General features: G+C 64.2%; 11 protein-coding genes. 9 read left to right on the top strand and 2 right to left on the bottom strand.

Annotation, left to right across the window (positions count from 1 at the left end):
• Window position 1: 1 nt before the first annotated feature.
• The 4 genes from BC443_RS12600 to BC443_RS12585 are packed head-to-tail and all read left to right on the top strand — an operon-like array spanning window position 2 to window position 5,427.
• Complete coding sequence (locus BC443_RS12600; protein WP_071232187.1) at window positions 2-469, top strand: universal stress protein; 468 nt, start codon at window positions 2-4, stop codon at window positions 467-469.
• Window positions 466-1,542, top strand: a complete 1,077-nt coding sequence (locus BC443_RS12595; protein WP_071232186.1) for an HlyD family efflux transporter periplasmic adaptor subunit — start codon at window positions 466-468, stop codon at window positions 1,540-1,542. The genes BC443_RS12600 and BC443_RS12595 overlap by 4 nt, the downstream gene beginning before the upstream one ends.
• Window positions 1,539-4,310, top strand: a complete 2,772-nt coding sequence (rbbA, locus tag BC443_RS12590) for a ribosome-associated ATPase/putative transporter RbbA (RefSeq protein ID WP_071232185.1) — start codon at window positions 1,539-1,541, stop codon at window positions 4,308-4,310. The genes BC443_RS12595 and rbbA overlap by 4 nt, the downstream gene beginning before the upstream one ends.
• Window position 4,311: 1 nt before the next feature.
• Window positions 4,312-5,427, top strand: a complete 1,116-nt coding sequence (locus tag BC443_RS12585; RefSeq protein WP_071232184.1) for an ABC transporter permease — start codon at window positions 4,312-4,314, stop codon at window positions 5,425-5,427.
• Between the two features lie 66 nt (window positions 5,428-5,493).
• On the opposite strand, the gene BC443_RS12580 is transcribed toward BC443_RS12585, so the two are convergent.
• Window positions 5,494-5,910, bottom strand: coding sequence for an Hsp20/alpha crystallin family protein (locus BC443_RS12580; protein WP_071232183.1), 417 nt, complete (start codon window positions 5,908-5,910; stop codon window positions 5,494-5,496).
• 287 nt (window positions 5,911-6,197) lie between these two features.
• On the opposite strand from BC443_RS12580, the gene BC443_RS12575 reads away from it, so the two are divergent.
• Window positions 6,198-7,271, top strand: a complete 1,074-nt coding sequence (locus BC443_RS12575; protein WP_071232182.1) for an NAD(P)-dependent alcohol dehydrogenase — start codon at window positions 6,198-6,200, stop codon at window positions 7,269-7,271.
• Between the two features lie 115 nt (window positions 7,272-7,386).
• Here the strand turns inward: BC443_RS12575 and glgP are convergent, their stop codons facing one another.
• The gene (glgP, locus tag BC443_RS12570; protein WP_071232181.1) at window positions 7,387-9,912 is read right to left on the bottom strand and encodes an alpha-glucan family phosphorylase; all 2,526 of its coding nucleotides are present in this window, start codon (window positions 9,910-9,912) and stop codon (window positions 7,387-7,389) included.
• Window positions 9,913-10,334: 422 nt separating this feature from the next.
• Between glgP and fnr the strand changes: the two genes are divergently transcribed.
• From fnr to BC443_RS12550, 4 genes are all read left to right on the top strand, one after another.
• Window positions 10,335-11,105, top strand: a complete 771-nt coding sequence (gene fnr / locus BC443_RS12565; protein WP_071232180.1) for a fumarate/nitrate reduction transcriptional regulator Fnr — start codon at window positions 10,335-10,337, stop codon at window positions 11,103-11,105.
• Window positions 11,106-11,439: 334 nt separating this feature from the next.
• Entirely contained in the window at window positions 11,440-12,231 is a 792-nt protein-coding gene (locus BC443_RS12560; RefSeq protein WP_071232179.1) for a glycosyltransferase family 2 protein, read from the top strand.
• Entirely contained in the window at window positions 12,228-12,524 is a 297-nt protein-coding gene (locus BC443_RS12555; RefSeq protein WP_071232178.1) for a lipid-A-disaccharide synthase N-terminal domain-containing protein, read from the top strand. The genes BC443_RS12560 and BC443_RS12555 overlap by 4 nt, the downstream gene beginning before the upstream one ends.
• A 15-nt stretch (window positions 12,525-12,539) precedes the next feature.
• Window positions 12,540-14,297: a glycosyltransferase family 39 protein gene (locus BC443_RS12550; RefSeq protein ID WP_071232177.1), complete on the top strand. Its 1,758-nt coding sequence runs from the start codon at window positions 12,540-12,542 to the stop codon at window positions 14,295-14,297.
• The last annotated feature ends 71 nt before the right edge of the window (window positions 14,298-14,368 follow it).

The raw sequence follows: 14,368 nt of genomic DNA, 5'->3' as shown, positions 1-14,368 counted from the left end.
CATGTTCAGGTCACTGCTGGTTCCCGTCGATGGTTCCGACTACGCCCAGGCTGCGCTACGGGTCGCCTGTCGACTGGCCGAACCGGCCCAGGGCACGATCCATCTGCTGACCGTGATCGAGCCCTTCGAACCGATGCAATACGGCGGCGACTACCGGGTGCAGCAGATCGTGCGGGAAGCCGTCAACGACAACGCCGAAAAGGAAGGACGCGCCATTCTCGACCACGCCGTGGCGCTAATGCCGGACGGCGCGCCGAAAGACGGCGTACAGACCCTGCTGCGTCTGGGCTCCCCGGCGGAAGCCATCATCGAGGAAGCCGAGCGACTCGGTGTCGACGCCATCGTCATGGGCAGCCGGGGGCTCAGTGACATCAAGGGCTTGCTGGTCGGCAGCGTCTCGCACAAGGTCAGCCATGTCGCCGGGTGCACAGTCATCAGCGTTCATGGCCAGCCGCACACCGGCGCATGAAACCTCCGTTCCCCTTTGCCATCCTGCGCTGGCTGGTCATCGGCGCCGCTCTGCTCCTCGCTGGCGTCACGCTCTGGTATTGGCTCCAGCCCGAGGGGCTGGACGACGCCTTCGCCCGCGGTAACGGCCGCATCGAAGCGACGGAGATCGACGTCGCCACCAAGCTCGCCGGCCGGGTGGCGGAGATCCTGGTCAACGAGGGCGACTTCGTCGAACCGAATCAGGTGGTGGCGCGCATGGATACCCGAAGCCTAGAAGCCGAGCGACGCCAGGCCGAGGCCGAGCTGCAGCGCAGCCGCAACGCCTTGCAGACCGCCCGTGCCGGGGTGGCCCAGAACGAGAGTCACCAGGCAGCCGCCGAAGCGACGGTGCATCAGCGTGAAGCCGAGCTGGACGCCGCCCGCAAACGTTTCGAGCGCTCCAGCGCGCTGCTTCAGCGCCACGTGATCTCGTATCAGCAAGTGGACGACGACCGCGCGACGATGCAGAGCGCCCGCGCCGCGCTGTCAGCCTCCCAGGCGGAGGTGGCAGCGGCCCGGGCCAGCGTGGCAGCGGCCCGCTCCCAGGTGATCGAAGCCCAGTCGGCGATCGACGCGGCCCAGGCCAATGTCGAGCGCGTCCAGTCGGACATCGAGGACAGCCTGCTGCGCTCCGACCGGCTGGCCCGGGTGCAATATCGCGTGAGCGAACCCGGCGAAGTGCTGGCGGCCGGCGGCAAGGTGCTCAACCTGATCGACCTGACCGACGTCTACATGACGTTCTTCCTGCCCACCAGCCAGGCCGGGCGGGTCGCGCTGGGCGACGACGCCCACCTGATCCTGGATGCGCTGCCCGACTACGTGCTGCCGGCCCGGATCAGCTTCGTCTCCAGCGAAGCGCAGTTCACCCCCAAGACGGTGGAGACCGAAAGCGAACGGGAAAAGCTGATGTTCCGCATCCGCGCCCGTATCGATTCCGATCTACTGCGCGAGCACATCCGCCAAGTGAAGACAGGGTTGCCCGGCGAAGCCTACCTGAAGCTGGACCCGGCAGCCGAATGGCCGGAAGCACTGCGCGTGGACGTCTCCCGATGAGCACCGACGCGGTCGCGGCGCTGTCCGGGGTCACCCTGCGTTACGGCAAGCGCACGGCTCTCGAGGAGCTGACGCTCGACATTCCCGCCCGCCGCATGGTGGGCCTGATCGGGCCGGACGGGGTCGGCAAGTCCAGCCTGCTGGCGCTGATCGCCGGCGCCAGGCGGATCCAGTCGGGGCAGGTCCAGGTGCTTGGCGCGGACATGGCCAGCGCCACCCAGCGTCGCGTGACCGGCCCGCGCATCGCCTACATGCCCCAGGGTCTGGGCAGGAATCTCTACCCCACGCTCAGCGTGCGCGAGAACCTCGAGTTCTTCGCCCGGCTGTTCGGCCAGGATGCCGAGGAGCGCGAGCGGCGTATCCACGACCTGACGACCAGTACCGGGCTGGAGAGATTCACCGAGCGCCCGGCGGGCAAGCTCTCCGGCGGCATGAAGCAGAAGCTGGGGCTCTGCTGCGCGCTGATCCACGATCCCGACCTGCTGATCCTCGACGAGCCCACCACCGGGGTCGATCCGCTGTCGCGCAGCCAGTTCTGGGAACTGATCGCCCGAATACGCCACCAGCAGGCCCGGATGAGCGTGATCGTCGCCACCGCCTACATGGACGAGGCCTCGGCCTTCGACTGGCTGATCGCAATGGACGCCGGCAAGGTGCTCGACCAGGGCGCGCCCGCGACGCTGCTCGAACGGACGGGATGCGCTTCGCTGGAGGCCGCCTTCATCCAGCTGTTGCCGGCGGAGAAGCGGTCGGGACACACCGATCTCGAGATCCCGCCCCGCAAGGCCCACGATGAGGTGGCGATCGAAGCGCACGGTCTGACCAAGCGCTTCGGCGATTTCACCGCCGTGGATCATGTCGACTTCCGCATCGAACGCGGGGAGATCTTCGGCTTCCTGGGCTCCAACGGTTGCGGCAAGACCACCACCATGAAAATGCTGACGGGCCTTTTGCCCTTCGACGAGGGGCAGGCGCGGCTGTTCGGACAGCCGGTCGCCCCCGAGCATATCGAAACCCGGCGCCGGGTCGGCTACATGTCGCAGGCGTTCTCGCTCTACAACGAGCTGACGGTGCGCCAGAACATCGACCTGCACGCGCGGCTGTTTCGTCTTTCGCCACAGCGACACGCCATCCGTCGCCGGCAATTGCTGGCACAGTTCGAGTTGCAGGGCGTCGAGGGGCAACTGCCGGGCAGCCTGCCTCTCGGTATCCGCCAGCGTCTCTCCCTGGCCGTGGCCATGCTGCACGAACCGGAAATTCTGATCCTCGACGAGCCCACTTCCGGGGTCGACCCGGTGGCCCGCGACCGCTTCTGGGAGCTTCTGGTGCGGATGTCGCGCGAAGATGGCGTCACGATCTTCATCTCCACCCATTTCATGAACGAAGCGCTGCGCTGCGACCGCATTTCGCTGATGCACGCCGGCAAGGTACTCGACAGCGGCACGCCCCGGGCATTGATGGCCAGACGCGGGCACGACAACCTGGAACAGACCTTCATCGACTATCTCAAGGACGCCAGCGAGCTCAAGGGCACCAGCGAATTCAAAGACGCCAACGAATTCAAAGACGCCAGCGAGGCGGCGGCTCCTCCGGCGGCGAACGAGAGCATCACCGTCGCAGCCGCAGCGGCAAAGGGCGCTCCCCCTCGTTTCAGCTGGCGCCGACTGTCGAGCTACGCCCGGCGCGAGAGCATGGAATTGCGGCGCGACCCGATCCGCGCCACCCTGGCCCTGGCAGGCACCCTGATTCTGATGTTCATCATGGGGTACGGCATCAACATGGATGTCGAGGACCTCTCCTTTGCGGTGCTCGATCGCGACCGGACCACCACCAGCGACAACTACGTCCTCAACCTTTCGGGCTCGCGCTATTTCAAGGAGAAGGCGCCCCTGCAGAGCTACGAAGAGATGGACGAGCGCCTGCGTCGAGGCGAGATCAGCCTCGCGGTGGAGATTCCGCCCGGGTTCGGGCGAGATCTCAAGCGTGGCGCCTCGCCCCAGGTCGCATTCTGGGTCGACGGGGCGATGCCGAGCCGGGCCCAGACCATCATCGGTTATGTGCAGGGAATCCATGCCACCTATCTGCAGCAACTGGCCCAGGCCTCCGGCAACGACGACAGCCGGCCGGTCGAGGTCGCTCTGCGCTACCGCTACAACCCGGACGTGCGAAGCCTGCCGGCGATGGTGCCGGCGATGATTCCGCTGCTACTGATGATGATCCCGGCCATGCTCACCGCTCTTGGCGTCGTCAGGGAGAAGGAGCTGGGTTCGATCACCAACTTCTACGTCACCCCGGTCACCCGCCTGGAGTTCCTGCTCGGCAAGCAGTTGCCTTACGTGGTCATGGGAATGCTCAACTTCTTCCTGCTGGTACTGCTCTCGGTCTTCGTCTTCGGCGTGCCGCTCAAGGGCAGCCTGCCGATGCTCAGCGTGGCGGCCCTGCTCTACGTGTTCTGCGCCACCGGCTTCGGATTGCTGGTTTCGGCACTGTTCAACAGCCAGATCGCCGCCGTGTTTGGCACGGCCATCGGCACCGTCGTCCCGGCGATCCAGTTTTCGGGGCTGCTGTATCCGGTCTCAGCCCTGGAAGGCGCTTCCGCGGTCATCGGCCATCTCTACCCGACCAGCCACTTCCTCATCATCACTCGCGGCATTTTCTCCAAGGCGCTCGGTGCCGCCGAGCTATGGCCGAGTTTTCTGGCCTTGTTGGTCACGTCTCCGCTGCTATTGCTGGCCAGCGTGGCCGGCCTGAAGAAGCAGGAAAAGTGAGTTGAGTACGCTCTCGAACATCCTGCAACTGGGCATCAAGGAGCTGCGCACCCTGGCACGCGATCCGGCGATGCTCCTGCTGATCGCCTACACCTTCACGTTGAGCGTCTACTCCAGCGCCAACGGCATTCCGGAAACGCCCCATCGGGCCAGTATCGCGGTGGTCGACGAGGATCGCTCGCCCATCACGCAACGTATCATCGACGCCTTCCAGGCACCCTACTTCCTCGAACCGATGCTGACCGACCATGCCGACATGGACATCGGCATGGACAAGGGGCGCTATACCTTCACCCTCGACTTTCCGCCCGATTTCCAGCAAGACCTGCTGCGCGGTCGGCAACCCTCGATCCAGTTGAATGTCGATGCCACCCAGATCAGCCAGGCCTTCACCGGCGCCGGACACATCCAGCAGATCATCGACGACGAGGTCGCGTCATTCCTGCAGCACAGCGACATGCCATCGACACAGCCCGTGCAGGCGGTGATCCGCACGAGATACAACCCCAATCTCACCCAATCCTGGTTCGGCGCCGTCAACGAGGTCATCAACCAGATCACCATGCTGTCGATCATCCTGACCGGCGCTGCGCTCATTCGCGAACGCGAACACGGCACCATCGAGCATTTGCTGGTAATGCCGGTGACCACGTTCGAGATCATGGCGGCCAAGGTGTGGTCGATGGGGCTGGTGGTGCTGGCGGCCGCCCTCCTGTCGCTGCGCTTCGTCGTCGGTGACTGGCTGGGTGTACCGCTTCAAGGCTCGATGACGCTATTTCTGGTCGGCGCGATACTGCACCTGTTCGCCACCACCTCGATGGGCATCTTCTTCGGTACCGTCTCCCGCTCGATGCCGCAGCTGGGGTTGCTGATCATCCTAACATTGATTCCGCTGCGGGTTCTGTCAGGCGGCATGACCCCGCGGGAGAGCATGCCGGAGGTGGTGCAGAATCTCATGCTGCTGACGCCGAACACCCACTTCGTGGAGTTCGGGCAGAACATCCTGTTCCGTGATGCCGGCCTGGCAACCGTCTGGCCTCAACTGCTGGCGCTGGCCCTGATCGGCACGGCCTTTTTCCTCGTCGCCCTGCTTCGGCTGCGCCGCTCGCTTGCCTGAGAGCACGAAAAAAAGCCGCATCGCCTGCTCGACGATGCGGCAACCCTGCGCTCTAGAGCTTCCTGCTCATTCCGCCTTCACTGTGATCTTCTTGGCTGGGGCGATTTCCGCCTTCGGCACATGAATGGTCAACATGCCGTCCTTGCCCTTGGCGCTGATTCGCTCCTCGATGACATCGGATGGCAGCGAGAAACTGCGCGAAAAGCGACCAAAGTTGGTTTCGATCAGATGGCGTTTGGTGTCCTTACTCTCTTTCGTGTCGTGCCGCTCTCCCCTGAGCGTCAGCACGTTATTCTGCACGGTGATCTCGACATCCTTGCTGTCGATCCCCGCCAGTTCCGCCGTAATGAGGTATTCCTTTTCGGTCTCGCTGATATTCACCGTCGGCGCCCAGACATCGCGGAATGTTGCAGGACGATTACGGTCGTAGCGATCGAAGAAGGCTTCCATTTCGCGGAAAGGATTCCAGGTGGTGAGTTCCATGGCTTGTGCGCTCCCTGTTCAAGACGATGACAATGGCCGAAGCCGGATATCAGTGTGTACCGCCGCACGAATCCGAGCTTGACCTGGGTCAAGGTTCTCGAAAAAAGCGAGCCGATCGCTTCGCCTGTGACATCTTCCGCGACCGATGAATACCCCAAATAAACCACCGCTCCCTATCGACCTGTTCAAGCTTGATCTGAATCAAGTCGCTGGCTGGAATCCGGCGGATACTGATTTCGCCACCATGGTCCTTACCGGATAGCGCCCATCAGACGAAGGAGACAGCCATGTCCACGATGAAAGCCGCCATCTATGTCGAGCCCGGTCGCATCGAGCTGACCGAAAAGCCGATACCCCCCATCGGCCCCAATGACGCTTTACTGCGCATCACGACCACCACCATCTGCGGTACCGACGTGCATATCATGAAGGGCGAATATCCGGTCAAGCCCGGACTGACCATCGGCCATGAGCCGGTAGGCACCATCGTGGAGCTGGGCGACAACGTGCATGGCTATCACGTGGGGCAGCGGGTGATCGCCGGCGCGATCTGCCCCGGCTTCACCTCCTACGCCTGCCAGGGCGGCCATCCGGCGCAGGATGGTGGCTGCCAGGGCCACGGCTACAAGCCGATGGGCGGCTGGCGTTTCGGCAATACCATCGACGGGGTGCAGGCCGAGTACGCGCTGGTGCCCGATGCCCAGGCCAACCTGGCCCCGATTCCGGACGGGCTCAGCGACGAACAGGTGCTGATGTGCCCCGACATCATGTCGACCGGCTTCGTTGGGGCCGAAAGCGCCAATATCGGCATCGGGGATACCGTCGCGATCTTCGCCCAGGGCCCGATCGGACTCTGCGCCACTGCCGGTGCCCGGCTGCGCGGCGCCAGCTGCATCATCGTCGTCGACGGTATCGACCAACGGCTGGATATCTCTCGCCACATGGGCGCCGACATCACGCTGAATTTTCACCAGGTCGATGTCATCAGCGAAATCCTTCGCCTGACCGGCGGTCGTGGCGTCGATGCCGCCATCGAGGCGCTGGGCACCCAGACCACCTTCGAGGCTGCCCTGCGGGTGCTCAAGCCCGGCGGCACGCTCTCCAGTCTCGGCGTCTATTCCGGGGATCTGACCATTCCGCTCGACGCCTTCTGCGCCGGTCTCGGCGATCATCGCATCGTCACGTCCCTGTGTCCGGGCGGAAAGGAGCGCATGCGCCGGCTGCTCGACATCGTCAAGGCTGGCCGGATCGATACGGCCTCGCTGGTCACCCACCGCTATGCCCTGGACGATATCGTCGAGGCCTACGATCTGTTCGCGAACCAGCGTGACGGGGTATTGAAGGTCGCCATCACGCCATGACGGTCGGCCCGGCTCTATCGCAACGCCATCAAGCGATGAGCCGGGCATTTCATCGCTTCTTTTCTACCCGACTTTTCTACCCGACTTTTCTACCCGACTTTTCTACCCGACTTCTCTAGCCGCCCTGCCACAGAATCCGGGGGTCTTCGAGGATACTAATCAGGTCGATGGGTGCAGGACGCAGCCGCACGGTAAAATCGGTCACCGGCCGGTAACTGGTGATCCGGGTTTCGTAGATCGCCTCGCCGCTGCGAGAAAAGTCCACGTTCTGGATCATCGGCTGACAAATCGCGGCTCTTCCACTGACGCCATCGGCATAGAGTTCGACCAGAAGCGCCTCTGGAGTGAGCTCGCCCAGCCGAACGCATGCCCGGAATCGATGCTGATGACCATCGCTTTCCGTCTCCACCGATTCGAAGGCGACTTCGGACCAGTACCGATCCAGTTGCCGGCGACGATTCACGATCCGGCGTCCCCGGGCGCCGTCATCGGCCGTCCGGTCACGCCAGGCTTCGGCCAGGGGAATGTAGTACCGCTCGACATACTCGGGAAGCGATCGGTTGGTGGAATACAGCGGCGTCAGCCGTGCCATGCTCTCGCGCATGCGTTCCACCCAGCCCACCGGGATGCCCTCTTCATTGCGGGTATAGAAGGCGGGCAGCACCTCGTGCTCGAGCAGGTGATAAAGCGCTTCGGCCTCCTGGGCATCGTAGCCGGGGTCGTCCGCGTGCTCGCGGCCGTCGCCCAGCGCCCACCCCACCTCGGGGGCGTACGCCTCGGCCCACCAGCCATCCAGCTCGGAGAGATTGAGCCCACCGTTGACCAGCACCTTCATGCCGCTGGTACCGCAGGCCTCCCACGGACGCCGCGGGGTGTTGAGCCATACGTCGACGCCCTGCACCAGCTGTTCGGTCAGTTGCATGTTGTAGTCGGCCAGGAACACCACCCGATGGCCGACATTCTCCTCCCGAATGAACCGCACCCACTGCTGGATCAACGCCTGCCCCGTCCTGTCCGCCGGATGTGCCTTGCCGGCAAGCACCAGTTGCATCGGACGTTCGGGATGGGTCAGCAACGCCTTCAGGCGCTGCGGATCGTGAAGCAGCAGGTTGGGGCGCTTGTAGGTGGCAAAGCGTCGGGCGAAGCCCAGTATCATGATCCGCGGTTCGAACACCTGCCGGGCGCTCTCGATGGCCTCCGGCGTAGCGCCAGCCGTCGCCAGCTGGTGTGCCAGGCGCTCACGAAGCTGCTCGACGAGCTCCCGGTTGGCCTCGGTCCGAAACTGCCACAGGGTGGCATCATCGAGATGGCGGATGCTCATCGCCAGCGGCTCGCTGCATCCCAGCCAGCGCTCCTTGCCGCAGGCGCGGGTCCAGAGCGCGTCGGCCGGCGCCGAATCCCAGCTCGGCATGTGGACGCCATTGGTGACGTGAGCGATGGGCAGCTCCGGCGTCGGCCAACGGGGAAACAGCGGCTGGAAGATATGACGGCTGACCCTGGCATGCAGCTGGCTGACACCATTGATGAAGCCGCTGCCCCGGCAGGCGAGCCACGCCATGTTGAAAGGCTCGTCATCATCCTCTGGGCGGCTACGCCCCAGCGCCAGCAGGTCGGCCAGCGAAATCTTCAATTTCTCTTCGGCGTAGTGCTGCAGGTACTGCGCGATCAGCGCGGGAGAAAACCGGTCGAAGCCGGCGGCGACCGCGGTATGGGTGGTGAAGAGATTGCCGGCACGGGTAATGGTCAGTGCCGTCTTGAAGTCGGTGCCGGTGCGCTGCATGTAGCTGCGCGCCCGCTCCAGCACGATCAGCGCCGCATGGCCCTCGTTGAGATGACAGACCTGCGGATGGAGATCGAGGGCTTCGAGCAAGCGCCAGCCGCCGATGCCCAGCACCATCTCCTGCTTGAGCCGGAGCTCGGCATCGCCGCCATAGAGTTCGCTGGTGATGCCGCGGTGGGCGGGATAATTGGCGATGTCGTTACTGTCCAGCAGGTAAAGCGTCACCCGCCCGATGCGGGCTTGCCAGGCCCGTAGCCATACCGAGTAGCCCGGCAGCACGATCTGCAGGCGCAGCCATTCGCCATTCGCGGTGCGCAGCGGCGTGATGGGCAGTTGTCCGGGATCGTTGTAGGGATACAGCGCGTGCTGATTACCGTCGCTGTCGATCAGTTGGCGGAAATAGCCCTGCTGATAGAGCAGGCCGATACCGATCATGGGAACACCAAGATCACTCGCTGCCTTGAGATGATCGCCTGCCACGTTGCCCAGCCCACCAGAATAGATCGGCAGGGCCTCGCTGACCATGAACTCCATGCTGAAGTAGGCCACGGCGGTGAAAGGCGCCCCGGGGTGATTCTGCTCGAACCAGCTGGGGCCGACGTGCTGCTCGCGCCCGAGACGTACCAACTGATCCAGCCGGTTCCGAAACTCCGGATCGGCCAGCGTCCGGGCGAGTTTCTCGTGCGATACCGCCTGCAGCACCGCCCAGGGGTTGTGCGTCAGGTTCCAGAGAGTGGTATCCAGCTCCCGCCAGATCCTGTCGGTGGCATGCTTCCAGGTCCCGCTCAGATCCAGCGCCAGCTCGACCAGGGTATCGAAGCCTTCGATAGCCTCCCCGGGCAGTTCGTACGGTGATGTCACGGTGCATGCTCCTTCACTGCCGAACCGAAATGCTCGATACGGAAACCGCCACTGTCGGGCCTATGGTCGCTCCGGAGGATGTGGATAGCCACCTGTCGGAAGGTATACCGCTGTTCGATGCCGCGGCTTGACCGGGATCAATTCCGCGCGCTACCGGCGGGTGTAAAAGGCAGGCCGGGAGATGAACGATGATGGCGACCAAGACGCCTGATCGAACGACGAACATGCCGTAACTGCCCGGTCTTACCGAATGTAAATAAACCTCGCTCGCGACGACAGCACGCTTACATCATCACTGTTGAACTCCCCGCCTTTTCTCGCTCTACTACCGCCGTTACGCATCACGTTCGCGCAAGCCGTCGTTCACTGTCACAAGGCCAGACTTGATCACATCGACAAGTCACGAAGCGAGGGGTGGCGTCATGTCCTTATCACCCATTGGTGGGCCCTGCCGCCCCGGTCCCGGCACTCACTGTCGTACTTGCAGCCTCAGTTCGTTGTGTTTGCCCCTGGCTCTGAACGCGCAGGCCATGGAAGACTTCGATGCCATCATCAGGCGACGGGCGCCGCTGGTGCGTGGCGAAGTGCTCTGCCGCCAGGGGGAACCGTTCACGCAGATCTTTGCGGTTCGCTCCGGCAGCTTCAAGCAGGTCGTGCTCGATCAGGATGGCGAGGAACAGATCAGCCACTTCCACCTGCCGGGCGAGCTGATGGGCCTGGAAAGCATCGAGGAAGGAAGCCACGCGGGATTCATCATTGCCCTGGAACGCTCGACGGCCTGCGAAATTCCCTTTCATCAGTTGGACGCCCTCGCCGAGCGAATGCCGGAGTTGCGCAATCAGCTCTATCGCAGCATGAGCCGCATCATGGGTGACGAACATCGCCTGATCCGGTTGTTGACCTGCAAGAGCGCCGACGAACGGATGGCGAGCTTTCTCCTGGATCTGGCACGACGTTTCGAGCGTTACGGCTACTCCCCCGAGCGCTTTCGCCTGCCGATGTCCCGCACCGATATCGGCAATTACCTGGGGCTCGCTCTCGAGACGGTGAGCCGGATACTCGGCCGACTGCAGCAGCAGTCGTTGATAGCGCTCGACGGCCGGGAGCTTCGCATTCTGCAGCCCGAGGCCCTCTACCAGCGCTCCCAGAGCGCCAATTGTCGAGCCAGATCCGCCGCCGTCCACCAGCATTGATCCTGCGGTGGGCCCTCCAGGCGGCGCACTGCGATGGCCGATATCCGGCTAGGGGATATCGAACCTCTTGAGATACCGAGCCCCTTAAGCTTTCTTTAAGTCTGAAACGCGACCATTGCCCACCATATTGGCCCCCCGCACTGCGGTCGGCCCGCGTCTGGCTTATTTTTGGTAGACGACACTTTCATGAAGGCCGCACGCGACGTTTCATCAAGCCCATTTCATCAAGCGGAAACGTGCCTTTCGCGCATGAAGAAGCGCTCCATCCGCAACGTCGTTGCACGTGACGGGGCGAACCGCGCTTGCCAGCCCCATTGCCAGGAACTTTCGATCGATGCACTCGTCTCTTCAGTCCCCCCTGCTCTCGATTCTGATACCGGCCAAGGATGAAGTCGGCAATCTCCCCGGCCTGCTCGATGAAATCAGCCTGGCACTCGCCGATATCGACCACGAAGTGATCGTGGTCGACGACGCCTCGAAGGACGGCACCTGGGAGCTGCTGAGACAGCGCGCAGAGAAGGATGCCCGCCTGCGCCCGCTGCGGCATGCAACCAGCGCCGGACAGAGCACCTCGGTCTGGCAGGCGGCCTGGGCGGCCCGCGGCACCTGGCTGGGCACGCTGGATGGCGACGGTCAGAACGATCCGGCCGACCTGCCCAGGCTGTTCGAACGCGCCCAGCGTGGCGACGTGACACTCGTCGCCGGCCATCGCACCAACCGCCGGGACGACTGGATCAAGCGCGTCTCGTCCAGGGTCGCCAACCGGGTTCGCTCTGCGCTGCTCAACGACGCGACGCCCGACACCGGATGCGGCCTCAAGGTGGTGCGCCGCGACGCCTTCCTGCTGCTGCCCTATTTCGATCATATGCACCGTTTCCTGCCGGCGCTGGTGCGCGCCCAGGGCGGCGAGTGCGTCTCGGTCCCCGTCAATCACCGCCCGCGCGGCGCAGGCGAGTCGCATTACGGCCTCAACAACCGCCTATGGGTAGGCCTGGTGGACATGGTCGGGGTGATGTGGCTACGGCGACGAAGCCGGCTGCCGGCGGCCATCGTCGAGTCGGTCCATTCCGAGCCGGCGCCCCTCGAGAGTCGCACGGATTCGAACGACGTGGAGCCGGCGCCATGAATCAGGAATGGCTGTGGGTAACCATCGGCTTCATCGGCCAGGCGCTGTTCTCGGCGCGTTTCATCATTCAGTGGCTCGCCAGCGAACGCGCCAGACGCAGCGTCATCCCGATCGCGTTCTGGTTTTTCAGCCTGGGCGGCGGCGCGACGCTGCTGGCCTACGCCATCTATCGGCGCGATCCGGTGTTCATTGCCGGTCAGGGCGCCGGATTGATCATCTACATCCGTAATCTGATGTTGATCCGGCGAGAACAGCGGCAGACGGCGTCGCCGGAAGATGTCTCGAACTCCTGAACGGAAATTCCCTCCATGCGACGCTTCCTGACCGACCCGTCACAGGCACGGTATCGGCGTGCCTGGCTACTGTTGCTGCTGTTCACCGTGGTGCTGCTGGGCATCGGCATCGGCCTGCGCGATCCGTGGCCGGCCGATGAGCCGCGCTTTGCCCTGAACGCGCTGGAAATGCTGCGCACCGGGCAATTCTGGTTTCCGCATCGCGGTGGCGAACTCTATCCCGACAAGCCGCCGGTATTCATGTGGGCCTCGGCCCTGAGCATCTGGCTCACCGGCTCCGTGCGCTGGGGATTTCTGATCCCGACGACGCTGGCCGGCGTCGGCACGCTGTTGCTGGTCGTCGATCTGTGTCGGCGTCTGCACGGTCGGCGCGTCGCGCTGTTGTCCGGCCTGGCGCTGCTGACGGCCTTCCAGTTCGTGCTGCAGGCCAAGACGGCGCAGATCGACATGATGCTGACCTTCTTCACCACGCTGGCGTCCTACGGCTTGCTGCGACACGCGCTGCTGGGGCCGGACCGGTGCTGGTGGTTGATCGGCTGGGCGGCGATGGGACTCGGCATCATCACCAAGGGCGTCGGCATCCTGCCGTTGACGCTGCTGCCAGCCTGGCTCTGGATGGGCTATCTCGGCGATTTTCGCAAGAACGCTCGCGGAAAAATCACACGCATCACGCTCAAGGATGCCATTCGGGGCATTGGCGTCATGCTGCTGTGCGTGGCCGCCTGGGCCGTGCCGATGGTCCTCATGGCGACCTGGGGAGACGACCCTTCACTGGCCGCCTACCGGGACAATATCCTGTTCAAGCAGACCGGCCAGCGCTATGCCGACTCCTGGGCCCATCTCGAGCCCTGGTACTACTACCTGGTCAAGGTGCTGCCCTGGGCCTGGATGCCGCTGATTCTGGCGTTCCCCTGGGCGATTCCGGCCTGGTGGCGACGGTTGCGGCGATCCGACGCGCGGATCTGGCTTCCGCTCAGTTCGGTGGTCCTGATCGTGACCTTCTTCTCCCTGTCACCCGGAAAACGCGGCGTCTACATGCTGCCGACCGTGCCGCTGCTGGTGCTGGCGATGGCGCCGCTGCTGCCCGGCCTGATCGCCAGGAAGCGCCTGCACTGGCTGGGGTTCGGCCTGCTGGCCTTGCTGGGCGGCCTGCTGTTGATCGCCGGCATCCTGGGTCTCGCCGGCCTGCCCGCACTGACCAAGATCGCCGAGCGTCATGCCGTATCGCCCTGGGCGTGGTGGATCGTCATCGGCGCCGTCGCCGTCGGGCTGCTGGTCGTCATGCGGCCCCGCCGCGGGCTGTGGGCGCTGGGCAGCTGGCTGGCGGTGTTCTGGATCAGTTGGTCGACCTGGGGCTACGCCCTGCAGGACCACGCCCGCTCGCCTCGCGACATGATGGCCGAGGTCGAATCGATCACCGGTGCCGGAGCCTGGCTGGCCCTGCCGGACTACGACGAGGAGTTTCTGCTGCAGTCGCGCCAGCCCAGCATCCAGTTCGGCGACAAGACCCCGGCCCAAGACCAGCTCCTGCGCGCTTTCGCGTGGCTGCAGCAGGACGATAGCCGCTGGATGTTCGCGATGAAACGCCAGGCCGAGGACTACGCCTGTATCGACCAGACCCGGATTCACGACATGGGCATCCAGAACGGGGACGCCTGGTGGCTGGTGCCGGCCACCGCCGTCGGCGAGTGCCGGGGAGACGAAGCGGCAGCGCCGATCTTCGTGGCGCCGACGACGCTGCCGGACGAGACCGGCAGCGCGCCTCGGGTGTAGAAGAAACGGACGCAAGCGAAAGGAATGCAGGAAAAAGCTCGCTGGAGGAGTCGATCACGCCACCGGGCGGC

Origin of the sequence: Salinicola sp. MIT1003 (assembly GCF_001858555.1) — a bacterium.
GTDB classification, from domain to species: Bacteria; Pseudomonadota; Gammaproteobacteria; order Pseudomonadales; family Halomonadaceae; genus Salinicola; species Salinicola salarius.
The sequence above is the reverse complement of the archived record's forward strand: the minus strand, read 5'-3'. Positions and strand labels throughout refer to the sequence as shown.

Excerpts from the sequence above, each read along its gene's own strand:
- fnr (WP_071232180.1), top strand. The coding sequence starts at position 10,335 with ATGTCCTTATCACCCATTGGTGGGCCCTGCCGCCCCGGTCCCGGCACT.
- BC443_RS12580 (WP_071232183.1), bottom strand. The coding sequence starts at position 5,910 with ATGGAACTCACCACCTGGAATCCTTTCCGCGAAATGGAAGCCTTCTTC.
- BC443_RS12550 (WP_071232177.1), top strand. The coding sequence starts at position 12,540 with ATGCGACGCTTCCTGACCGACCCGTCACAGGCACGGTATCGGCGTGCC.
- BC443_RS12600 (WP_071232187.1), top strand. The coding sequence starts at position 2 with ATGTTCAGGTCACTGCTGGTTCCCGTCGATGGTTCCGACTACGCCCAG.
- BC443_RS12595 (WP_071232186.1), top strand. The coding sequence starts at position 466 with ATGAAACCTCCGTTCCCCTTTGCCATCCTGCGCTGGCTGGTCATCGGC.
- BC443_RS12560 (WP_071232179.1), top strand. The coding sequence starts at position 11,440 with ATGCACTCGTCTCTTCAGTCCCCCCTGCTCTCGATTCTGATACCGGCC.
- rbbA (WP_071232185.1), top strand. The coding sequence starts at position 1,539 with ATGAGCACCGACGCGGTCGCGGCGCTGTCCGGGGTCACCCTGCGTTAC.
- BC443_RS12555 (WP_071232178.1), top strand. The coding sequence starts at position 12,228 with ATGAATCAGGAATGGCTGTGGGTAACCATCGGCTTCATCGGCCAGGCG.
- BC443_RS12575 (WP_071232182.1), top strand. The coding sequence starts at position 6,198 with ATGTCCACGATGAAAGCCGCCATCTATGTCGAGCCCGGTCGCATCGAG.